Origin of the sequence: Sphingomonas spermidinifaciens (genome assembly GCF_002351485.1) — a bacterium.
Classification (GTDB): Bacteria; Pseudomonadota; Alphaproteobacteria; order Sphingomonadales; family Sphingomonadaceae; genus Sphingomonas; species Sphingomonas spermidinifaciens.
Map to the genome: position 1 here is coordinate 253,911 of NZ_NWMW01000001.1, position 22,024 is coordinate 275,934.

A 22,024-nucleotide genomic window follows, 5' to 3' on the forward strand; every position below is an offset into this window, starting at 1 on the left:
CGCATCTCCCGCGGGGAAAAGATCAAAGCGCGATGCGATTGTCCACGCTTTCCCGATATTTGGCGCTGCCGTTCGCCGCAACTTCGCTGGCGGCGTCCGCACCGGCATCGGAGCCGCTGCCCGCCGACAGCCTGCTCCTCCTCGTCGCGTCGTGGTGCGTGCCCTGCTATGGCGAGATCGCGCGCCTCGACGCGCTTCAGACGGCGGCGGGGCCGGTGGAGGTTCGCGTCGTTCCCTATGATCGCCGCCCGGCGACCGCTCGGATGCTGGCGCGCGTCGATCCCGATCGCATCGCGACCTCGCGGGTCGTCGTGGCGGCGCTCTCTAGCCGTACCGCTGGGCTGCCATACAGCGTGATGACCGACGCGGCGGGACGGATCTGTGCCGAGCTATCTCGACCGCTAGATCCCGCTGGCGTCACCGAGATGCGCAGGCGCTGCGGGCGCTAGATCCAGCCCTCGAGCACCTGGTCGGGCGGGCGGTGGCCGTCGGCCCAGGCGCGGATGTTGGCGATGACCTTCTCGCCCGAGGCGACGCGCCCCTCCATCGTCGCCGATCCCATGTGCGGTGTCATGACCACATTGGGCAGCGCCAGCAGCCGCGGGTCGATCGCCGGCTCGAACTGCCAGACGTCAAGCCCCGCCCCCGCCAGCCGGCCGCCCTCCAGCGCCTCCACAAGCGCTTCCTCGTCGACGATTCCGCCGCGCGAGGCGTTGATAAGGTAGACGTGCGGTCCCAGCAGCCCAATCCGCCGCCGGTCGATCAACCCCTCGCTGTCGGCATTGCGCGGCGTGTGGATGGTCAGGATGTCGATCGCGCCGAGCATCGCGTCGAGATCGGCGTGCCAGGTTGCCCCCAGCTGCGCCTCGAGCACCGCGGGCAGCCGGTTGCGATTGTGATAATGGACGGTGAGCCCGAACGCCCGCGCCCGCGCCGCCACCGCCTGGCCGATCCGGCCCATGCCGACGATGCCCAGCGCCTTGCCGCCGATCCGGTGGCCCAGCATCGCGCAGGGGCTCCACCCCGTCCACGCACCCGACCGGACGAGCTTCTCGCCCTCGGCCAGCCGACGCGGCACCGACAGGATCAGCGCCATCGTCATGTCGGCGGTGTCCTCGGTCAGGACGCCCGGCGTGTTGGTGACGACGATGCCGCGCGCGCGCGCGGCGCGAAGGTCGATATGGTTCACGCCCGCGCCGTAATTGGCGATCAGCCGCAGCCGCTCGCCCGCTCCCGCCAGCAGGTCGCCGTCGACGGCATCGGTGACGGTCGGCACGAACACGTCGCAATCGGCGACCGCGGCCGCGAGCTCTTGCGCGGAAAACGCATGATCGTCCTCGTTCGGGACAAGCTCGAACAGCTCGTGCATCCGCGCGATCACCGGGTCGGGCAGCCGGCGCGTCACGATCACGCGGGGGCGGCGGGGGCGCGGCGAGCGGGCGGGATCGGCCATCCATCGGAATTGGCCCGCGCCCGCGGCGGCGTCAACGCCATTGATGCTGGCCGGCGCTTCGCGTTAGGGCGGACCAAAGGGCAACAGGACATGTCGATGCATCGCGTACCCCGTTTGACCGCCGGCTTCGCCGCCGTGGCGATGGCCGCGACCGGCCTGTCGGCGCTCGAGGCGCAGACGCGCAAGCCCCCCTATTTCGCCTCGATCGCCGCGGACAAGGCGCGGATGCGCACCGGCCCGGGCCGCAACTATCCCGCCAGCTGGCTCTATGTTCGCGCCGACCTGCCGATCAAGGTGGTCGATATCTATCGCGACTGGCGCAAGGTCGAGGATCCTGGCGGGACGCAGGGCTGGATGCAGGTCGGACTGCTCAGCGATACGCGTACTGCCTTCGTCCAGGGCGGCGTCGCGATCCTGCGCGACGCTCCCTCCGCGTCGGCGCGGGTCGCCTGGCGCGCAGCCCCGGGTGTCGTGGGCCGGATCAGCCGCTGCGCCCGCGGCTGGTGCTATCTCGACGTCAAGGGGCGGGGCGGCTTCGTAGAGACCGCTCGCCTGTGGGGCGTTGCCCCCGACGAGGATGTCGATTGACCTTCTGACGGGCTGAAGCGCGGGACCGGGGGCGAGCCGCCGGCCCCGCTCCGCGCCTCAGAGCACCAGGTCGCCGACGACGAGCGACTTGTTGCCGATATCGACGGTGAAGTCGGCGGTGCCGTCGCCATTCACGTCGCCCTGCAGCAGGCCGTTCGCGAAGCGGACCTCGCCCGCCACCCCGGTAAATGCATTTGCGCCGACGAACGTAAAGGCGTCGTTGCCCGCGACGGTCGTTTTGGCATCGATCGCCGACAGGTCGATCTTCTCGTTCTTCGCGAAGTCGGTGATGACGTCATAGCCGCCATCGGCATGGCTGAACTTGAAGAGGTCCTTGCCGACCCCGCCGGTCAGCGTGTCGCTTCCCGCGCCGCCATCAAGCGTGTCGTTGCCCACGCCGCCGTCGAGCCGGTCGTTGCCCGCCCCGCCGGTCAGGACGTTGGCGAAGACGTTGCCGGTCAGTACGTCGTCATAGGCCGAGCCAAGGACGTTCTCGAAGTTGAACGCGAAGTCGCCCGCAGCCGCGCCAGCGAACTGGTACGTCTGGAGGTTGACGGTCGCGCCGGTCAGCGCGTCGGCATAGCTCAGCGTGTCGGTACCCCAGCCCCCGTCGAGCAGGTCGTTGCCGCCGACGCCGCCGCTGATCGTGTTGTCGCCCAGATCGCCGGACAGGATGTCGTTGTACTTCGAACCGGTGATGTTCTCGATCGAGGTCAGCGTGTCGCCCGCTGCCCCGCCCAGCGTCAGCTTGGCGATGAGGTTGACGGTGACACCCGACGTGGCGGTGGCATAGCTCACGGTGTCGCTGCCGGCGCCGCCGTCGATCCGGTTTGCGACCGAGTTGGCGATGATGACGTCGTTGCCGCCGCCGCCCACCGCGTTTTCGATCGTCGCACCGTAAGCGATGCCGACATTGTCGGTCAGCTGCCCGCGGAAGGGATCGTTGAGGATCGCGTTAATGTTGTTCTGATACTGCGTCTGGGTGATCGGCGTGTAGCCCAGCGCCACGCGCTTGGCGTTTACTTCCTCAAACGAGAGCGCCAGCGCCTCGGCCTGGGTCGATCCGCCGATCGAGCTCAGCGTGCCGGGATTGAGGTCGATGATCTGGTTGGTGTTGAAGCCCGAGACGTCGAGCGTGTCGTTGCCGCCGGCATCCCAGATCGCCACGAACGGCGCCGTGTTCTTGGTGAAGTCGAACGCATCGCGGCCGGCATTGCTGTTGAAGCCGTAGGTGGTGTTGCCCGTCCGCGTCGTCGTGTCGACGCCGTAAATCTGCTGCGCCACATAGATGTCGTGGATCATCGGCGTCGATCCGTACGAGATCGTGTGGATCGTGAAATCGAAATCGCGCGCGCCGATGTCGCGCGGGTTCCAGTAGGACATGATCGTGTAGTTGCGCGCGTCCTGATAATATTCGGCGCCGTTGGCATAGTTGACTGAGAAGCCGGGCCCGAAATTATAGCGGCCCGGATGGTCCAGACCGATCGCATGGCCGATCTCGTGCGTCAGCGTGTTGCCGGCATAGCCGCCCTGCTGGAACTGGAAGTTGCTCGCCTGGCTGGCCGAAATCCACACATCGCCGCCCAGGCCCTGCACCTGCGCGTCGATCTCGTCGAGGCCGTACAGCGTCTTGGCGGGAAAATATGCATAGGCCTGCGTCTGCGGCGCGTCGGCCAGGCCGCCGAAATTGATATCGGCCTGGTCGGAGCTCGTCTCGACGAAGCTCACATCGAGAACATCGTCCCAATAGCCGATCGACTCGCGCGCCGCCGCACGCTGCGCATCGGTAAAGGCGCCGAAGTTGAAGAACTCCTCGGCGCCGTAGGAAACGCCCTGATAGTCGAAGGTATAGCCCTGACCGACCAGATCGGCCTGCGTGTTGAAGAAGCCGAAGGTGATCGTCCGCGGATCGGCATCGCCGCGCTGCTCGGTATTGTCGCCGCCCGGGTTCCAGCTGTGGCCGTTGCGGTTGAGATTGGCGGTGATCTGATCGAGGTTCCAGATCGGCTTGCCGTTGGGCGCGGTGGTACCGGCAAGCGGATCGACCGAGGCGTCGCTGGTCACAAGGCGCGGGTCAATATCGCTCGCCTCGTGCAGGCCGCAATCGCAACCCTGCGGGTGCAGCCCCGCATCCACCGCGCGCAGCGGATTGAAGCTGCCGCTGGCTCGTACCGCGGCCAGGGCGTCCCCACCCTCGAAGCTGGAGAAGGTCGTGCGATTGTTCATGATACCCATGCTCGTCCCCTTGCCCTTGCGCGCGGGGCCGCGCCGGGCGGACGTTCAGTCCGTGATCCGGCACAGCGGCTGACCATGACCCGGTGCGCAGACGCGGCAAGCTGATCCCTGGTACCAGCTCCGCCGCGCCGGTCGGTCGCGCGCCGACCCATTCCCGTCCCCCGGTGGCACACTGCCCCCGGCCCTTAACTGAACGGAAAGTTTCAACTTCAACCTGCGCCTGTCAACGGCCCCGACGACGACTCACCGCATTTTTCGTGCGACGATCCGTTGCCGCACCGGGCCACACGGTTTAGGCGCGGGGGATGATCGACTTGACCGGCTTCGACATCGACGGCTTCGTCGCCGCCACCCTGGCCGAGGATCTCGGCCCCGGCGGCGATGTCACCTCGGTCGCGGTCATCCCCGCCGAGGCGCGCTTCGACGGGGTCATGGACAGCCGCGACGCGATCGTCGTCGCCGGACTGCCGCTCGCCGAGGCGTTCTTCCGCACGCTCGACCCCGAGGTGCAAGTCGAGCGATTGGTCGAGGAGGGTACGGCCGTCGCGGCGGGCACCGACCTGATGCGCATCTCCGGCAAGGCACGTGCGCTTCTGACCGCCGAGCGATCGGCGCTCAACACCGTTCAGCACCTGTCGGGCATCGCCACGCTGACCCGCACCTATGTCGAGGCGATCGCGGGTACCCGCGCGACGCTGCTCGACACGCGCAAGACGCTGCCCGGCCTTCGCGTGATCGAGAAATATGCAACGCGGATGGGCGGCGCGACCAATCACCGCATGGGCCTGTGGGATGCGGCGATGATCAAGGACAATCATGTCGCCGTCGCCGGGTCGGTCGAGGCCGCCACTGCTCGTGCCGTCGCGGCCGGCATCCCGCGCATCATCGTCGAGGTCGACCGGCTCGACCAGATCGAGCCGGCGATCGGCGCGGGGGCGACCCACCTTCTCCTCGACAACATGGCGCCGGCGACGCTGCGACAGGCGGTCGCGATCGTCGCCGGCCGCGCCGCGACCGAGGCGTCGGGCGGCGTCCGCCTCGACACCATCCGCGCTATCGCCGAGACCGGCGTCGACTATGTCAGCGTCGGCCGCCTGACCCAGTCAGCGCCCGCCGCCGATATCGGCCTCGATCTCGCGCCGGGCTGAGCTTTCGCGAGCGCTTCGGCCCGGCTATCGTCGCCGAAACAAAGGGGGATTCGAGATCATGCGGCCACCATCGATCATCTGGTTCGAGCGGCTTTTCCTCGGCGCGGTTGCGGTCGGGCTCGTCAACTCGGCGATGGTGTTCGACCAGCTTCGCGAGATTCCCGGCGCACAGCCCCTGGGACCGGGCTTTCTGATCGGGTCGATCGCGATTGGTGTCGTCATCAACCTGGCGCTCTGGTTCTTCATCGCTCGCCGCGCGAGCAACGGGGCACGCTGGGTGTTGGTCGTTCTGTTCCTCTTCGGCGCGGTGTCGCTCATTTTCTCGGTCTCGATGGGCAGCTATCCGTCGGGGACGGCGGGGCTGCTCGGCGCTTTTGGCTGGCTGCTTCAAGCGGCGGCGGTGACGATGCTGTTTCGCCGCGATGCAGCCGCATGGTTTCGCGGTACCCGCGACGACGATCTGGGCGAGACGTTCGAGTGAAGTTCGCCCTGGCGACCGCGGCCGCGCTGGTCGCGCTGCCCGGCGCCGCCTCAGCGCAGGCGTATCGCTGTGCGATCCCGCAGCGCCTGCCCGACCCTCGCGTCGAGGGACCAACCCAGCGCGAGCCGCGCCGCGTCCTGCCGATCGGCAGCTACACGCTTGCGATCAGCTGGAGTCCCCAATTCTGCCGTACCTCGGGTAACCGGCCGTCGTCGCGAGTTCAATGTGGCGGTGGCAATGATTTCGGCTTCACGCTCCACGGCCTGTGGCCCGATGGGCGGGGCAAGGCTTGGCCGCAATATTGCCGCGCGGCCCCTGCCCTCCCCGCTGCGGTGATCCGTCGCAACCTGTGCGCGACGCCGTCGGTGCAGCTGCTCCAGCACGAATATGCCAAGCATGGCACCTGCATGGGCGTGTCCCCCGCCGCCTATTTCGAGCAGTCGACGCGGCTCTACGGCCGGCTGCGCTATCCCGACATGGACGCGCTGTCGCGCCGCCGCGGGCTGACCACCGGCCAGTTCGCCCAGGCCTTTGCCCGCGCCAATCCCGGCCTCACTCCGGCGATGCTGCGCGTCACCGCCGATCGCCAAGGCTGGCTCGACGAGGTGTGGATCTGCCTCGACACGCGCCTTGGCTATACGCGCTGTCCCGCGCGCCAGCGCGGCCGCCCGGCGGGCCAGCCGCTGCGCATCTGGCGCGGGCGCTGATTACGCAAGCGTTTGTAATTGTTCGTTGCCGCCGCACATGGCCGGGAACGCGCTTGGCTGCTGGTGCGTATCTTTCCTGATCCACATCAACAGGAGCCATGCATGCGAACGCTTCTCGCCACCACTTTGCTCGTCGCCGCGGCCGGTAGCCTCGGCGCCTGTTCGACTCTCCGTGGCGCGGCGATCGGCGGCGCGGGCGGGGCCGGCGTTGCTGCGGCAACCGGCGGCGATGTCGAGAAGGGCGCGGCCGTTGGCGGCGTCGGCGGCGCGGTGATCGGCACCGTCACCGACGACTGATCGACCGGAAGGGCGGGCCAGCACGGCCCGCCGCAACCCAGGTCAGTCGCCCGTCAGGATACGGTCGACCAGCTGCTTCACACTCGGTACGAAGCCGTTGGAGTAGAAGGGGTCCTGCTTGAACTTGTACGCGGCATGGCCCGCGAACATCAGGTTCTGGTCTACAGGCCCGCCGTGCGCGATGTCCTGCAGCGTCTTCTGGATACAGAAGCTGCGAGGGTCGGCGAGGCGGCCGGTCGAGTTCGTCTCGGTATCCGCCCAGCTCGAAAAGGCGCATTGCGACAGGCAGCCCATGCAGTCGGCCTGATCCTTGCGGATTTCCTGTTTCTCGGGCGGGGTCACGAAGACCAGCGTGTTGTCGGGCGTCTTCAGCGCTTCGGTGAATCCCAGGCCGAACCACTCGCGCGCGCGGAGCAGGTCGCCGCGCGTCACCCAGAAGTTCTTGCCCTTCACGCCGACGTCGAGCTGGAAGATGTGATCGCCCGCTTCCTGCGTCGAGAAGGGGATCTGCCGCTCCGACCGTGCTTCCAGACTGCGGAGGAACGGGTTGCGCACCGCCGATGAATAGAAGCCCGTCGGCGAGAAGCGGTGGAGGAGCACGTCGCCCGGCTCCAGTTCCATCAGCCGCGCCTTCCACTCTTCAGGGATCGGGCTCTCCTTGGTGAGCAGCGGCCGGGTGCCGAACTGGAAGGCGATGGCGCCGAGCTCGGGATTGTCGATCCAATCGTTCCAGTCGCGAAGATGCCAGACGCCGCCCGCCATCACGATCGGCACCTCGTCGGAGATGCCGCCCTCGCGCATCACGTCGCGCAGCGCCTTGACGCGCGGATACGGGTCCTGCGGCGCCAGCGGGTCCTCGGCATTGGACAGGCCGTTATGCCCGCCCGCCAGCCACGGATCCTCGTAAACGACCGCCGCCAGCCACTCGCTCGCCTTGGAATAGGCGCGCTTCCACAGCGCGCGGAACGCACGGCCCGAACTCACGATCGGCAGGTAATTGACGCCGTACGACGCCGCGATCTCGGAAAGCTTGTACGGCATGCCGGCGCCACAGGTGACACCCGCGACCATGCCCCGCGTCCGCTCGAGCACGCCGTGCAGCACCCGCTGCGCGCCGCCCATCTCCCAAAGCACGTTGATGTTGATCGCGCCCTTGCCGCCGGCGATCTCGAACGCGCGGCGGACCTGCTGCACCGCGCCCTCGATCGCATATTCGACCAGCTCGTCATGCCGCTGGCGGCGCGTCAGCGCGTGATAGACCTGCGGAATGATCTTGCCCTCGGCGTCGTAGCTGTCGGCATTGACCGCGCTCACCGTGCCGATGCCGCCCGCCGCGGCCCAGGCGCCCGCCGATGCGTGGTTCGTGGCGGCGACACCCTTCCCCCCTTCGATCAGCGGCCAGACTTCGCGACCGTTGTAGCGAATGGGTGACAGACCCTTGAACAAGCTTTCCTCCGAATGGACCCTGATGCGCCCCGCGCTAGCGTCATTCGACGGCGCGTGCGAGCGAAGATTAAGGTTGTAACACACCCGGCCGGCGCATCGCACCCTCATAAAGCCTTGTGTACGCTCCGATCATGTGGCCCTCGTCGAAAAGCGCCGACGCACGCGCGCGATTCGCCGCCCCCACCGCGGCACGAAGGTCGGGATCGGCGACCAGCGGCGCCAGCCGGTCGCGCAGCTCGATCTCCGATCGGCCGTCGGCGAGATAGGGCAGGTTTTCGGGCGCGACCATCGACGCGATGTCACCGACGCGCGGTGCCACGATCGGCAACCCCGCCGCCATCGCCTCCATCACCGAAATCGGCTGCTGCTCGGACAGGCTGGTGAGCATGAAGAGATCGAACAGCCCGATATAACGGTGCGGCTCGGCGAGAAAGCCGGGCAGGTGCACGCGGTCGTGCATGAACATCGCCGCCGCCTGGTTCTCAATCGCCTGCCGCTCCGGCCCCTCCCCGACGATGACGAGGCGGACATTCTGCGGCACGCCGCCGACCGCGCGGACCATCAGCGGCAGGTCCTTGACCGCGCGCAGCCCGGCAAGCGTACCGACCACGGCATCCCTGCCCTTGACGAAGCCGGGGATCGCCCTCGGGTCGGGCCGCCCGGCGTAGAGGCGGGTCGGGATGCCGTTGGAGATGCGGTGAACGCGCGCAGCCGGCTGCTTCCACGCGGTCAGCGCGACCTTCTCAAGCCGCTCGGACGGGACGACCAGCGCATGCGCGGCCCCCAGCGCGACGCGGCGATAATAGTTGCGCATCCGGTTGAGCCGCTCGGCCTCGTCGGCGTTGAAGCCATCCTCGTGATGGACAACGGGCGGCGCGCCCTTGGGAAACACCCGCGCCGCCATCACCCCGTCGACCGCGCCCCAGTTATAGGTGAGCACCAGGTCGAACCGCCGCATATAGCGCGCAATCGCCTCGTACCGCGCGACCGAGGGCTTGCCGGTCAGCGGCGGCGGGTCCTGCGCGATCTCATGTGCCACACCCTTGGTAATCGCGCCCCTCGCGCCATACGCGCCCTCGACGCCCGACACGATGGTATGCCGCGCGCGCTTGCCGAAGGCGTTCATCAGCCGGACGGCGCGCGCCTCCTTGCCGCCGAGGTCGAAGCTCGAATGGAGGTGAAGGATGTTGACGGTCACGCCGCTGGCACGCGCGCCAGCAGCCGGTCGATCGCCGCCTCGACCGCGGGTTCATCCAGCGTCGGCGCGTGGCCGGTATCCGCCACCGTCACCAGCTCTGCGCGGTCCAGCCGCTGGGTCATCCGCTCGGCGACATCGGCCGCGAGGATGTCGGAGCGCTCACCGCGCACGATCAGTGTCGGCACGTCCTTCATCGCGTCGAGCGCCCGCCACATATCGACCCCCGCCTCGTTCCCCGGCACGCGGAACGGCTCGGCGATCTTCATGTCGTAGTCGAGGACGATCCGCCCCGCCGAGGTGAGCCGGTGCAGCCGCTTGGCCATGGCCAGCCAGTCCTCGACGCCATAGGTCGGATAGACGTCGCCATTCGCCTCGGCCAGCGCGCGCGCGGCGTGCATCCAGGTCGGGTATTGCGCGGGCTTGCCGACATAGCCGCGGATGCGCTCGAGCCCTGCCTTGCCGAGCTCCGGCCCCACGTCGTTGAGCAAAGCCGCGGCGAGCGGCGGGCGTCCCGTCGCTGCCAGCAGCATCGTCAGGATGCCGCCCAGCGACGTGCCGAACGCGACGATCCGCTCCAACTTCAGCTCGTCGATCAGCCGCTCGACATCCTGCAGATAGGCGAGCGGCACATAGGTCATCGGGTCCTTGGCGTAGCCGCTCTCGCCGCGTCCGCGCAGTTCGACCGCGATCACGCGCCAGTCGGGCGACAGACGCGCCGCCACCGCCTCGAAATCGCGGACGTTGCGGGTCAGGCCGGGCAGGCACAGTATCGGCGGCTTGTCCGCCGGCCCCGGATAGTCGCGGTAATGAAGCCGGACGCCGTCCCCCGACCACCAATAGCCGTCGGAATAGGGGCTCGGGTTGCGGGCAGTGGCCATCGCTACCCATATCGCCGCATGGCCGATTTCCCGCAAGCGTCGATCCCGCCCCGCCCTGAACGCGCGATCGAGGCACTGGGCGATGCCTTCTACGATGTGGTGGAGCCGGCGCGTTTCCCGCAGTCGATCCTGCGCTGGCGGAACGATTGCGCCGCCTCGGAGGTGGGGCTGGCGACACTGTCCGACGACGAATGGCTCGCCCGCTTCGCCCGGTTCGAGCCGCTGCCCGGTAGCCTCCCCGCCCCCCTCGCGCTTCGCTATCACGGCCACCAGTTCCGCCAGTACAATCCCGAAATCGGCGACGGCCGCGGCTTTCTCTATGCCCAGCTTCGCGACGATCGCGACCGCCTGATGGACTTCGGCACCAAGGGGTCGGGCCGGACGCCGTGGAGCCGCTTCGGCGACGGCCGCCTGACGCTGAAGGGTGCGATGCGCGAGCTGCTCGCGACCGAGATGCTCGAGGCGCTGGGCGTCAACACCAGCCGCACCTTCTCGATCGTCGAGACGGGCGAGGCGCTCGATCGCAACGATGAACCCTCGCCCACACGCGGCGCAGTGCTGACGCGGCTCAGCCACGGCCATATCCGCATCGGCACCTTCCAGCGCCTCGCCTATCTGCGGGAGGCAGAGAACATGGCGGCGCTGACCGACTATTGCCTCCGCCACTTCTATGGCGAGGAGGGCGGCGCCGACGCTCCCGCGCGCCTGCTCGGCCATGTCGTCGATCGCACCTCGACACTGGCCGCGTCCTACATGGCCGCGGGGTTCGTTCACGGCGTGCTCAATACCGACAACATCAACGTGTCGGGCGAGAGCTTCGACTATGGCCCGTGGCGGTTCGCGCCGAGCTGGGACCCGGGCTTCACCGCCGCCTATTTCGATCATGCAGGCCTTTACGCCTTTGCCCGCCAGCCGGAGGCGATCCACTGGAACTGCATGCAGTTGGCCGTCGCCTTGCGGACGATCTCGGACGCACCCCCGCTGATCGAGGCACTCGAGCGGTTCGGCGACCTCTACCCGCCCGCGGTGGCCCGCGCGATCCTGTGGCGGCTTGGCGTCAGCCCGCGCGGCGCCGACGACCTGCCCCTCGTCGAGGCGATCGAGCGCGGCCTGCGCGAAAGTGACGCCCCGATCGACGCCTTCTTCCACGACAGCTTCGGCGGTATCATTGCGCCGTGCAATGGCGACGCCTTTGCCGAGGCGCGCGAGCACCTAGCCCCCTATGCCCCCCGCAAGGAACGCAGCCACCCGCACTGGTCCGGCCCGCCGGTGTCGATGCTCATCGACGAGGTCGAGACGCTGTGGTCCGCGATCGACCAGCGCGACGACTGGCAGCCGCTCTATGACAAGGTGGCGGCGGTCCGCGGATTGGGCGAGGCGCTCGCCTGAGGGGTGCAGCACCGTTTGGCCCCGGCTCCCGCCGCTGCGACGCGAGTGCTTCCGCGAAGTCTGGTGCCATGGGCCAAAAACGACGCGGTTCGTCGGGCGCACGCGCTCCACAACCACGGGTAGCCTTTCCCCCGCGTTTGTTGCAGAACGCCCCCGCTCGGGGGGAGCCAGCCGGAAAGCCATCAGTGTCAGCCAGCGAATTGATCTCGTTCGAACCCGCTACCGGCGCGGTCCTGTGGCGCGGGACCGCCGGCGATGCCGATACAGAGGTCGCCGCGGCACGCGCCGGGTGGAGCCAGTGGGCCGCACGCCCGCTGACCTATCGCATCGAGACGATGCGCCGCTTCGCCAATGTCGTGCGCGCCAAATATGACCCCTTCGCCGACCTGATCGCGCGCGAAACGGGCAAGCCGCTATGGGAGGCGCGGACCGAGGTCGACACCGTCATCGCCAAGGTCGACATCTCGATCACCGCTTTTTCGGAGCGAACCGGCCAGCGCCGCATCGACGCGCCGATGGGCAGCCGCCTTGCGCTCCGGCACAAGCCGCATGGCGTGCTTGCGGTGCTCGGTCCCTACAACTTCCCCGCGCACCTGCCCAACGGCCACATCGTTCCCGCGCTGATCGCGGGCAATGCCGTCGTCTTCAAGCCGTCGGAGAAGACGCCCGCGGTCGGCGCCTTCCTTGTCGACTGCTATCGCGCCGCGGGCGTGCCCGAGGACTGCATCCGCCTGCTCCTCGGCGGGCCCGAGGCGGGCCGCGCGCTTGCCTCGCATCCGGGCATCGACGGCCTGCTCTTCACCGGCTCGGCGCGCACCGGCCTCGCGCTCAACCGCCAGTTCGCCGAGACGCCCGAGAAGATCCTCGCGCTCGAAATGGGCGGCAACAACCCGATCATCGTCTGGGGCACGCCCGACCTTTATTCGGCCGCCGTGCTCGTGATCCAGTCGGCGTTCACCAGCGCCGGCCAGCGTTGCACCGCCGCGCGCCGCCTGATCGTCGAGGATCGCCTGTTCGACCCGCTGGTCGAGGAGATCGTGAAGCTCTCGGGCCGCCTCATCATCGCCGAGCCGCATGCCGATCCGGCACCCTTCATGGGGCCGGTGATCGACAACGACACGGCTGATCTCCTGACCGAGAGCTTCCTCGCGCTGATGAGCCAGGGCGGCCGCCCGATCCGCTACATGGAGCGGCCGGTGGAGGGGCGCCCCTTCCTGTCGCCCGGCATCGTCGACATGACCGACGCGCGCGAGAAGCCCGATGTCGAGCTGTTCGGCCCGGTCCTCCAGGTCATTCGCGCCGCAACCTTCGAGGAAGCGGTGGCCGAGGCGAACGCAACCCGATACGGCCTGTCCGCCAGCCTCGTCAGCCAAGACCCGCACCTCTACGATCAGTTCTGGGCGGGCATCCGCGCGGGCATCGTCAACTGGAACAAGCCAACCAACGGCGCCAGCTCCTCGGCGCCCTTCGGCGGCGTCGGCTGGTCGGGCAACCACCGCCCGAGCGCCTATTACGCCGCCGACTATTGCGCCTTCCCGGTCGTATCGAGCGAGGCCGAGTCCGCCCGCGCGTCGATCGGGATCGGGTTGCGGGAGAGCTGAGAATTGCCGCCGTCACACGACGCGAACCTGTCACATTGAGCGCCTAGTATTGTAACGTTCAATAACAATTCCGAGGGGAGGCGGCAATGCAGGTCGACGGCACTTCTTTGACGGTTCAGACCGACGCGATCGAACCCGTCCCGTTCGGCATTCCGGGGGCACCCCCGACGGCGTGACAGCCACGCTGGTCAACGTCGATGCCGCGCGGGGCTTCGTCACGAAGATCATTCACATCGCGCCGGAGCGCGCATCCCCGCGCATTATCATGACGACGGGGCAGAGGCGCACTACGTGCTGTCGGGCGACTTCATCAATGCAGGCGAGACGCTAGGGCCGGGTGCCTTCGTGACCCATCCAACCGGGGTCGTTCACGGCCCGCACGAATCGCGCAGCGGCTGCAGCATCCTGACGCTTCAGACCGCCTATGTGGACCCCGCCAATCCGGACTTCCATATCGCCGAGTGACGGACCCGCGGACGATAGCGTTGCTACCCATCGACCAAGCATCGCTGGATTGCGATGACGGTTTCTGCGGCCCACATCCGGAGCCATGGCAAGCCTTCTCGATCCCGATGCGCGCGGGCGCGTCATTCTCGTTGGTGCCGGCCCCGGCGATCCCGGCCTCCTGACCGTTCGCGCGGTCGAGGCGCTGGGACAGGCCGATGTCGTCGTCCATGACGGCCTGATTGACCCCCGCATCCTCGACCTCGCCCCGCCGCACGCGCAGCGCATCTCGGTCGCCAAGAAGCGCGCGCGCCACACCGTGCCGCAGGAGGGGATCAACGCGCTGATCGTCGCGCATGTGAAGGCCGGCTCGATCGTCGTGCGGCTGAAGGGCGGCGACCCCTTCATCTTCGGCCGCGGCGGCGAGGAGGTCGAGGCGGTGCGCGCCGCCGGCCTTGCGGTCGAGGTCATTCCTGGCGTCTCGGCGGCGCTCGGCTGCGCCGCGGAGGCGATGCTGCCGCTCACGCACCGCGACCATTCGAGTGCGGTCAGCTTCGTCGCGGGCCAGTGCAAGGGCCTGTCCGAACAGGACTGGTCGGGCCTTGCCGGCCGCGGCCGCACGCTCGTCATCTACATGGGCGTCGCCACAGCAAGCGCGATCGCCGAGAAGCTGATGGCTGACGGCGTTGCGCCCGACATGCCCGTCGCCGTGCTCGAAAAGGGTACCTGCCCGGGTCATCGCGCGCTCAAGACGCTCCTTGCCGACCTCGGCGCGATGGTCGAGCGCGAGGGGGTCGAAAGCCCGGCGATCATCGTCGTCGGCGAAGTAGTCGAACTTTCGGACGCCGAGGACAAGCTCGCGCGCTGGGCCAAGGTCGCGGAAGGAATGGCGGCATGAAAATCCTGACGGGCAACGATCTGCCCACCGGTGACGTCGTCTGGTGGACGGGCAGCGATTGGTCGCGCCATGTCGAGGATGCGGTCGACGTGGGTGAGGACGGCGAACGCCTCGCGCGCGAGGAAGAGGCCGCGCGCCGGGTCAACGTGCCCTATGTGATCGACGCGGAAGCGACCGAAGGCGGCCCCCGCCCCGCGCACATCAAGGACCGCATCCGCGCACTCGGCCCCACCGTCCGCGCCGACCTGACGCTCAAGCCCGCCGACCCCGCGGCGGGGAGCTGGGTGATATGACCTTCCCGTTCGTGTCGAGCGAAGTCGAGACACATTGCCGAGCGCAGCGACGTGCCTCGCTTCGCTCGGCGGCCCTCCTCGACTTCGCTCGGACCGAACGGCGCTGGAGCTGAATACATGTACCGCTACGACCAATATGACCAGGCCATCGTCGACGCTCGTGTCGCGGAATTCCGCGATCAGGTGGAGCGCCGTCTGTCGGGTGCGCTGAGCGAGGACCAGTTCAAGCCGCTGCGGCTGATGAACGGCCTCTATCTTCAGCTTCACGCCTATATGCTGCGCGTTGCCATCCCTTATGGCACGCTCAATTCGGCGCAGCTGCGCGTCCTCGCCGACATCGCCCGGCGTTACGACCGCGGCTACGGCCATTTCACCACGCGCCAGAACCTCCAGTACAACTGGATCCAGCTGAAGGACGCGCCCGACATCCTCGCCGAGCTGGCGAAGGTCGAGATGCACGCCATCCAGACCAGCGGCAACTGCATCCGCAACATCAGCTCGGACCAGTATGCCGGTGCTGCCGCCGACGAAGTGACCGACCCGCGCCCCTGGGCCGAGCTCCTTCGCCAGTGGAGCACCTTCCACCCCGAGTTCAGCTACCTGCCGCGCAAGTTCAAGATCGCCGTGATCGCCGCGCCGAAGGATCGCGCGGCGATGCGCCTGCACGACATCGGCATCGAGATCGTGCGAAACGCGGACGGCCAGCAGGGCGCGCGCATCTTCGTCGGCGGCGGCATGGGCCGCACGCCGATGATCGCGCACGAAGTCCGCGATTTCGTCGGCATCGACGACCTGCTCAGCTACCTTGAGGCGTGCCTGCGCGTCTACAATCGCTTTGGTCGGCGCGACAACATCTACAAGGCGCGGATCAAGATCCTGCTGCACGAGATCGGCGTCGATGCCTATCGCGAGCAGGTCGAGGAAGAGTTCTTGGCCGTCAAGCAGCTCGGCCTCGACCCGCCCAAGGCCGAGTTCGACCGCATCGCTGCCTTCTTCGCCGATCCGCCGTTCCAGGCGGACGCGCCCGACACGATCGACCGCAGCGATCCTGCGTTCGCGCTCTGGCTCGACCAGAATCTCGCCGCGCACAAGCAGCCCGGCTATGCGATCGCGACGATCAGCCTCAAGCCCGCCGGCGGCATCCCCGGCGACGCGACCGCCGAGCAGATGGAGCTCATCGCCGACCTCGCCGAACGCTACAGCTTCGACGAGCTGCGGGTAACGCACGCACAGAACCTCGTCCTGCCGCACGTGCGCAAGGCGGACCTGTATGCGGTCTGGCAGGCGCTGGATGGCGCGGGGCTGGCCGAGGCCAATCTCGACCTGATCGGCGACATCATCGCCTGCCCCGGCCTTGATTATTGCAGCCTCGCCAACGCCCGCTCGATCCCGCTCGCGCAGAAGATCAGCAATCGCTTCGCCGATCCGGAGCGCCAGCGCGACCTGGGTGAGCTCAAGCTCAAGATCAGTGGCTGCATCAACGCCTGCGGCCACCATCATGCCGGTCACATCGGCATCCTCGGCGTCGACCGTAAGGGGACGGAGAACTACCAGCTCCTCCTCGGCGGATCGGGGGCGGAGGACGTCAGCCTCGGCCGCATCACCGGCCCCGGCTTCGACGAGGACGGGGTGGTCGACGCGATCGAGCGCGTGACCGATCTCTACAAGGCTCGCCGCGAACCCGGCGAGCGCTTCGTCGACACCTATCGCCGCCTCGGCATGGAGCCGTTCAAGGAGGTCATCTATGCCCGCCCGTGACACCGTCTGGCCCGAAAAGCCGCACGCGCTCTACAAGCTGCACGGCTACTCGCCCTCGGTACGCGCCAACGGGTTCCTGTTCGTCTCGGGCCAGGTCGGCGCGCGCGAGGACGGGACCCCGCCCGAGGATCTCGGCGAGGAAATCACGCTCGCCTTCGACAATCTCGCGGCGATCCTCGCCGCCGCGGGCGCGAGCTTCGACGACGTTGTCGACGTGACGATCTTTGCGATCGACCCCGACACGGTGCTGCCGCTCGCGATCGAGCAGTTCGCCCTGCGCTTCGGCGACGGCCCGCGGCCGGCGATCACCGTGCCCGGCACCACCTGGCTCTCGGGCTTCCGTTTCGAGATCAAGGCGATCGTCAGCCTGCCCCAAGGTGCCGCATGACCAATTCCCCGCTCCGCTTCCGCGACGAGCCCGAGCATGACGAGCCCGCCGTCACGCTCGACGCGTTCCTCGGCCAGTCGAACGCCACCGCGGTCCGCATCGAGGCGGGCGAGGATGCGCGCGCGCTCCTCCCCCATCTCGATCGCCTCGCCCTGGTCGAGGTGAGCTTCCCCAGCTTCCGCGACGGTCGCGGCTATTCGGCGGCGTCGGTGCTGCGCGAGGCGGGCTATCGGGGCGAGCTGCGCGCCGAGGGCGACGTGCTCGTCGATCAGATCCCGCTCATGCGCCGCTGCGGCTTCGACAGCTTCGCGCCCGCCCAGCCGGTGGACGCGGCGGCGCTGGCCCGCGCCCTCGAACAACAGGCGCATGTGTATCAGGGGGCGGCCGACGGCCGCAGCCCCGTGTGGAGACTCCGTCATGGCTGAAGCCGCCGTCCGGCGCATCGATCGCATTGACGTCGCCCCCCGCTTCACCGCGGCCGACGCGCTGCGCCTCAACAACCTGTTCCGCGGCCGCGACACCGCCGAGATGCTGCGCGTCCTGCTCGGCGAGCGGATGGTGGGCGAGGTCGCGGTCGTCTCCTCCTTCGGCGCCGAATCGGCCGTGCTCCTCCACCTCGTCGCGCAGGCCGACCGATCGACGCCGGTGCTGTTCCTCGACACCGGCAAGCACTTCCCCGAAACGCTTGCCTATCGCGATGACCTGGTGGCACGCCTCGGCCTTACCGACCTGCGCGTCCTGACCCCCGATGCCGAAGCGCTCGAGAAGCGCGACGCCACTGGCCTGCGCTGGTCCTACGACCCCGATGGCTGCTGCGAGATCAGGAAGGTCCTCCCGCTCGAAAAGGCGATGGCTGACTTCGACGCCAGCATCACCGGACGCAAGGCATTCCAGGCGGCGACGCGCGCACATCTGCCGCGCTTCGAACTCGACAGCGCCAGCAAAGACGGGCGGCTGAAGATCAACCCGCTCATCACCTGGAGCCGCGAGGATCTGGAGGATTACTTCCGCCAGCACGACCTCCCTGCCCATCCGCTGGTGGCGCAGGGCTATCCCTCGATCGGCTGCGCCCCCTGCACCAGCAAGGTTGCCCCCGGCGAGGACCCGCGCTCGGGCCGATGGAAGGGTTGGGACAAGACCGAATGCGGCATCCACGTCCAGCCGAACGACGGCGACCCCGACCAGCCGAGCTTCTGAGCGGGTTCAGGCCGCATTTGCCAGCGGCTCCTCGCGCAGATGGAGCACGAACCGTTCGGCCGAACCGCGCAGCGCGTGGGCGGTGACCGACAGCGCCTGCGTGCTGGCGCGAAGATCGGTCGCCAGCGTGCCGGCGGTATCGACGCGCTGGGCCAACCCCTCGATCCGCTGTTCGATCAGATCGGCATTGCCAGCCGCCCGCGTCACGCTCGTCTCGATCGCGCTGGCCAGCGACCGCTGCTCGGCCGCCTCCGCCGCGATGCCCGCCGCGGCATCGGACACCTCGCCCACGACATCGCAAACGAGGTCGGCGTCCACGCTCGAGGCCGCCGCCGATCCGCGTACGTCGTTGAGGATGTCAACGATCCGTCCGCTCGCACGCTCGGTCTCCGCCGCCAGCCCCTTCACCTCGCCCGCCACGACGGCAAAGCCGCGCCCGGCATCGCCCGCGCGTGCCGCCTCGATCGTCGCGTTGAGCGCCAGCAGGTTGGTCTTGGCCGCGATGCCGCGAATCTCGTTGATGAACGTGCCAATCTGCTCGGTGCGGTCCGACAGGGCCGCGATTGTCGTGCGGCTCTGCTCGCTCTTGACCCGGCCGATGCCGGTCAACTCGCGCTGTTGCTCCGCCGCCGCGGCGATTGACCCGATCGACTGGCCGAGCGTCGAGATCGCGCCGACCACGCGCCGGATTTCGCTCGCCGCATCGGCGGCATTCGCCGCGACAATTCCCGCCTCGCGCCCCGCCGCCCCGAACATCGCGTCCAGCGTGGCCGCCGATTGCTCCAGCCCCCGCGCCGCGTCCTCGATCGCCACCGCGATGCCGGTCACCGATGCTTCGAAATCGCCTGCCAGCGCCAAAAGTTCGCGTCGCCGTTCGGCGGCATGGCGCCGCTCCGCGTCGCGCCGCTCGGTCCGGGCGGTCTCGGCAAGCGCCTCCGCGCGCCGCGCCTGTGCCAGTGCGCTCTCGGCACGCAGCGTCTCCCGCTCGGCGCGCGTCGCCTCGGCCTCTGCGGCGGCGAGCAGGCGCCCGCTCTCGTGCATCGCGCGATCCTGCGCCGCGACCAACTGTGCAAGTTGCGTCGTCACGTATCCCAGCACAGCGAATTGCAGCACCACGGCCAGCGCATGGAACACCACGCGCCCCAGATTGCCGTTGCCGTTGAACACCCAGTCGGGCGCCAGCCACTCCAGCGCCAGGTGATGGGCCGCGATCAAGCCGGAGGCGAGCAGGATCGGCCGCCAGTCGCACAGCACCGTCAACAGCGCGAGCGCGACGAAGAAGTACATGTGCGCATCCATCTGCCAGCCATGACCGGCCAGCGCATAGACCAGTAGCGCGGGCATCACCGCCGACAGCGTCCCTGCCAGCAGTCGTGCGGTCGCATCCGATCGGCCCGATAACGCGGACAGCGTCGGCAGGACATTGACCGCCCCGCCCAGGATCGCGACGGGCAGCATCGGCTGCCCCGTCGACCACGCGACGAACAGGATCGCGACAAGACTTGCCCACCCTGCCCCCGCGACGAAGGTGAGGCCGCGCCGCCGCAGCGCCGCCAGCGCGCAATCCGGATTCGTCGCCATCATGCCGGGATCTCCGTCCGTCCGCACAGGCCCGGCTGCGCCGCGACGATCAGGCCGCCCGCGCGGAGTACCGCGATCATCATCGCGTCGCGCCGGCCCTCGACGATCAGGCTGCCGGGCACCGTGCCTTTGCCGACCAGCCGCGCGCCGGCCCCGATCGCGGCATTGAGCGCGCCGACGCTGCTACCTGCAACGGGCACGATGAGCAGCGGCCCCTTTGCCGGCGGCGCCAGCAACAGCGAGCCGATCCCGCCGATCGCGAGCATGCATTGGGCGGCCACGGCGACCGGCCCCGAAAACAGCTTAACCATGGGTTACGCCTAGAGCCGAAATGGTGAAGACCGCGTTAGGATCGCGCTACCGACTTCGGACCGAACGGGGTGGCCACCCTTGGTACAAACCGCCCGTACCCCCGGCGAAGGAGGGAAGCCCCCCTCACCTCACTCCAGGGGCCCCTGATATTGCGGCCCCGCATAGTCGCTGAACCGCGTGATCTCGGGCTCGAACTTCAGCGTTACCTTGCCCGTCGCACCGTGGCGCTGCTTGGCGATGATGAGCTCGGCGAGGCCGAAGACGCGTTCCATGTCCATGTGCCACTTCTGGTGGTCCTCGAACACCTTGGGATCGTCACCCTCGACAGGGCGCTTGGGCTCCTTGGCGGCGACGTAATAATCCTCGCGGTAGACGAACCAGACCATGTCGGCGTCCTGCTCGATCGAGCCCGACTCACGCAGGTCGGATAGCTGCGGCCGTTTGTCCTCGCGGCTTTCGACCTGTCGGCTGAGCTGCGACAGCGCCATGACCGAGACGTTGAGGTCCTTGGCGAGCGTCTTCAGCCCGCGGCTGATCTCGGAGATTTCCTGCACGCGGTTGTCGCTCGCACGGCTGCCTGATCCCGACAGCAGCTGGAGATAGTCGACCACGATGAACTTCAGGTCGTCGCCCAGCGTCCGCTTCAGCCGCCGCACGCGCGTATGCAGCGCGCTGATCGAGATGCCCGCGGTATCGTCGATATAGAGCGGCAGGTTCTGGAGGTCGGTGGCCGCATCGGCGAGCTGGCGGAACTCCTGCTTGCTGATCCGCCCCATGCGCAGCGCCTCGGAGCTGATGCGCGACTGTTCGGCGAGAATACGTGTGGCGAGCTGGTCGGCCGACATTTCGAGGCTGAAGAACGCGACCTTCGCGCCCACGCTCTCCTTGGGGGAAAGACCGAGCGCCATGTCGTCGTTCCACCGCCGTGCGGTGTTGAAGGCGATGTTGGTGGCGAGCGACGTCTTGCCCATGCCGGGGCGTCCGGCGAGGATGATGAGATCGGAATGGTGCAGGCCGCCGATCCGCTGGTTGATGCTCTCGAACCCCGTCGTCGACCCCGACAGGCCCCCGCCGGCATTGAGCGCCTTGGCCGCCATGTCGACCGCCGCCGCCGTCGCCTGGGCAAAGGTCTTGATCGACTTAGTCGTGGTGCCACCCGCCGCGACCGCGAACAGCCGCTCCTCGGCGGCCTCGATCTGCGCCGACGGGTCGATCTTCTCCGAGGTGTCCATCGCCCGGTCGACCAGCTCGCGGCCGACCTCGACCAGCGTGCGCAGCTGGGCGAGGTCGTAGATCTGCTTGGCGAACTGGCGCGCGCCGATCAGGCCGGCGCCCGAGCCGGTGAGCTGCGCAAGATAGGCCGGCCCCCCGAGCGCCGCCATTCCCGCATCGGCCTCGAACATCGGTTTCAGCGTCAGCGGGTTGGCGAGCAGGTCGTCGCCGCGCAGCTTGGCGATCGCGCCGAAGATGCGGGCATGCACGGGCTCGTGGAAGTGCTCGGGCTTCAGCATGTCGACGATGTCGTCGGCCAAGCGATTGTCGATCATCATCGCGCCCAGCAGCGCCGCCTCCGCCTCTACATTCTGCGGCAGGCGAAGGGGCTCCGCGGGGGCGGTCGGAATCAGTTGAGTGGCCATCCCGCCTCATGGGCGCATCGCCCCGCGACGCGCAAGCCGCACACCCTGTGAAAGCTGTGGGCCGTTGTAATCACGATCCGAACGCGGCAAGCGGG

Annotated in this window: 22 protein-coding genes and 1 pseudogene; 15 read left to right on the forward strand and 8 right to left on the reverse strand. The window is 68.3% G+C overall.

Features of this window, described 5'->3' with window-relative positions:
- Nucleotides 1–32 precede the first annotated feature (32 nt).
- Nucleotides 33–449, forward strand: coding sequence for a TlpA family protein disulfide reductase (locus COC42_RS01215; RefSeq protein ID WP_141395756.1), 417 nt, complete (start codon nt 33–35; stop codon nt 447–449).
- Here COC42_RS01215 and COC42_RS01220 read toward each other — a convergent pair.
- Nucleotides 446–1,453 carry a 2-hydroxyacid dehydrogenase gene (locus COC42_RS01220; RefSeq protein ID WP_096341473.1) on the reverse strand — a complete coding sequence of 336 codons (1,008 nt, stop codon included), beginning with the start codon at nt 1,451–1,453 and terminating at the stop codon, nt 446–448. The two genes, COC42_RS01215 and COC42_RS01220, sit on opposite strands and share 4 nt — an antisense overlap.
- A gap of 96 nt (nt 1,454–1,549) precedes the next feature.
- Between COC42_RS01220 and COC42_RS01225 the strand changes: the two genes are divergently transcribed.
- Nucleotides 1,550–2,041, forward strand: a complete 492-nt coding sequence (locus COC42_RS01225; RefSeq protein WP_176484525.1) for an SH3 domain-containing protein — start codon at nt 1,550–1,552, stop codon at nt 2,039–2,041.
- 57 nt (nt 2,042–2,098) lie between these two features.
- Here the strand turns inward: COC42_RS01225 and COC42_RS01230 are convergent, their stop codons facing one another.
- Nucleotides 2,099–4,276, reverse strand: a complete 2,178-nt coding sequence (locus COC42_RS01230) for a M10 family metallopeptidase C-terminal domain-containing protein (protein WP_096341475.1) — start codon at nt 4,274–4,276, stop codon at nt 2,099–2,101.
- Between the two features lie 305 nt (nt 4,277–4,581).
- On the opposite strand from COC42_RS01230, the gene nadC reads away from it, so the two are divergent.
- From nadC to COC42_RS01250, 4 genes are all read left to right on the forward strand, one after another.
- Nucleotides 4,582–5,424, forward strand: coding sequence for a carboxylating nicotinate-nucleotide diphosphorylase (gene nadC, locus COC42_RS01235; protein WP_096341476.1), 843 nt, complete (start codon nt 4,582–4,584; stop codon nt 5,422–5,424).
- A gap of 58 nt (nt 5,425–5,482) precedes the next feature.
- Nucleotides 5,483–5,905: a hypothetical protein gene (locus COC42_RS01240; RefSeq protein WP_096341477.1), complete on the forward strand. Its 423-nt coding sequence runs from the start codon at nt 5,483–5,485 to the stop codon at nt 5,903–5,905.
- Nucleotides 5,902–6,612, forward strand: a complete 711-nt coding sequence (locus COC42_RS01245; protein ID WP_245843756.1) for a ribonuclease T2 family protein — start codon at nt 5,902–5,904, stop codon at nt 6,610–6,612. Before COC42_RS01240 ends, COC42_RS01245 begins: the two co-directional genes overlap by 4 nt.
- 102 nt (nt 6,613–6,714) lie before the next feature.
- Nucleotides 6,715–6,909, forward strand: a complete 195-nt coding sequence (locus tag COC42_RS01250; RefSeq protein ID WP_096341479.1) for a hypothetical protein — start codon at nt 6,715–6,717, stop codon at nt 6,907–6,909.
- Nucleotides 6,910–6,951: 42 nt separating this feature from the next.
- On the opposite strand, the gene COC42_RS01255 is transcribed toward COC42_RS01250, so the two are convergent.
- From COC42_RS01255 to COC42_RS17790, 3 genes are all read right to left on the reverse strand, one after another.
- Complete coding sequence (locus tag COC42_RS01255) at nt 6,952–8,355, reverse strand: NAD(P)H-dependent flavin oxidoreductase (RefSeq protein ID WP_096341480.1); 1,404 nt, start codon at nt 8,353–8,355, stop codon at nt 6,952–6,954.
- Nucleotides 8,356–8,422: 67 nt separating this feature from the next.
- Nucleotides 8,423–9,553 carry a glycosyltransferase family 4 protein gene (locus COC42_RS01260; protein WP_096341481.1) on the reverse strand — a complete coding sequence of 377 codons (1,131 nt, stop codon included), beginning with the start codon at nt 9,551–9,553 and terminating at the stop codon, nt 8,423–8,425.
- The gene (locus COC42_RS17790) at nt 9,550–10,431 is read right to left on the reverse strand and encodes an alpha/beta fold hydrolase (protein ID WP_096341482.1); all 882 of its coding nucleotides are present in this window, start codon (nt 10,429–10,431) and stop codon (nt 9,550–9,552) included. The genes COC42_RS01260 and COC42_RS17790 overlap by 4 nt, the downstream gene beginning before the upstream one ends.
- Nucleotides 10,432–10,449: 18 nt before the next feature.
- Here COC42_RS17790 and COC42_RS17795 point away from each other — a divergent pair, with 18 nt between their 5' ends.
- From COC42_RS17795 to COC42_RS01310, 9 genes and pseudogenes are all read left to right on the forward strand, one after another.
- Nucleotides 10,450–11,820: a protein adenylyltransferase SelO family protein gene (locus tag COC42_RS17795; protein ID WP_096341483.1), complete on the forward strand. Its 1,371-nt coding sequence runs from the start codon at nt 10,450–10,452 to the stop codon at nt 11,818–11,820.
- A 185-nt stretch (nt 11,821–12,005) separates the two neighbouring features.
- The gene (gene astD / locus COC42_RS01275; RefSeq protein ID WP_245843757.1) at nt 12,006–13,421 is read left to right on the forward strand and encodes a succinylglutamate-semialdehyde dehydrogenase; all 1,416 of its coding nucleotides are present in this window, start codon (nt 12,006–12,008) and stop codon (nt 13,419–13,421) included.
- Nucleotides 13,422–13,667: 246 nt separating this feature from the next.
- Nucleotides 13,668–13,886: pseudogene (locus COC42_RS01280) on the forward strand (cupin domain-containing protein); the annotation flags it as partial.
- Nucleotides 13,887–13,971: 85 nt separating this feature from the next.
- Nucleotides 13,972–14,763, forward strand: coding sequence for a uroporphyrinogen-III C-methyltransferase (gene cobA / locus COC42_RS01285; protein WP_096341486.1), 792 nt, complete (start codon nt 13,972–13,974; stop codon nt 14,761–14,763).
- Complete coding sequence (locus COC42_RS01290) at nt 14,760–15,056, forward strand: DUF2849 domain-containing protein (protein WP_096341487.1); 297 nt, start codon at nt 14,760–14,762, stop codon at nt 15,054–15,056. Before cobA ends, COC42_RS01290 begins: the two co-directional genes overlap by 4 nt.
- Nucleotides 15,057–15,173: 117 nt before the next feature.
- On the forward strand, nt 15,174–16,814 hold the full coding sequence (locus COC42_RS01295; protein WP_096341488.1) for a nitrite/sulfite reductase: 1,641 nt from the start codon (nt 15,174–15,176) through the stop codon (nt 16,812–16,814).
- Nucleotides 16,801–17,202 (forward strand): Rid family hydrolase, encoded by a 402-nt coding sequence (locus COC42_RS01300; RefSeq protein WP_096341489.1) that lies wholly within the window; start codon nt 16,801–16,803, stop codon nt 17,200–17,202. The genes COC42_RS01295 and COC42_RS01300 overlap by 14 nt, the downstream gene beginning before the upstream one ends.
- Nucleotides 17,199–17,627 (forward strand): DUF934 domain-containing protein, encoded by a 429-nt coding sequence (locus COC42_RS01305; RefSeq protein ID WP_096341490.1) that lies wholly within the window; start codon nt 17,199–17,201, stop codon nt 17,625–17,627. The genes COC42_RS01300 and COC42_RS01305 overlap by 4 nt, the downstream gene beginning before the upstream one ends.
- Nucleotides 17,620–18,399: a phosphoadenylyl-sulfate reductase gene (locus tag COC42_RS01310; protein WP_096341491.1), complete on the forward strand. Its 780-nt coding sequence runs from the start codon at nt 17,620–17,622 to the stop codon at nt 18,397–18,399. Before COC42_RS01305 ends, COC42_RS01310 begins: the two co-directional genes overlap by 8 nt.
- Before the next feature lie 6 nt (nt 18,400–18,405).
- Here COC42_RS01310 and COC42_RS01315 read toward each other — a convergent pair whose 3' ends face one another.
- The 3 genes from COC42_RS01315 to COC42_RS01325 form a co-directional block, all read right to left on the reverse strand.
- Nucleotides 18,406–19,980: a methyl-accepting chemotaxis protein gene (locus COC42_RS01315; RefSeq protein ID WP_096341492.1), complete on the reverse strand. Its 1,575-nt coding sequence runs from the start codon at nt 19,978–19,980 to the stop codon at nt 18,406–18,408.
- Nucleotides 19,980–20,291: a hypothetical protein gene (locus COC42_RS01320; RefSeq protein ID WP_096341493.1), complete on the reverse strand. Its 312-nt coding sequence runs from the start codon at nt 20,289–20,291 to the stop codon at nt 19,980–19,982. Before COC42_RS01320 ends, COC42_RS01315 begins: the two co-directional genes overlap by 1 nt.
- Before the next feature lie 129 nt (nt 20,292–20,420).
- A complete protein-coding gene (locus COC42_RS01325; RefSeq protein WP_096341494.1) occupies nt 20,421–21,929 on the reverse strand; it encodes a replicative DNA helicase in 1,509 nt (502 codons plus the stop codon).
- Between the last annotated feature and the right edge of the window lie 95 nt (nt 21,930–22,024).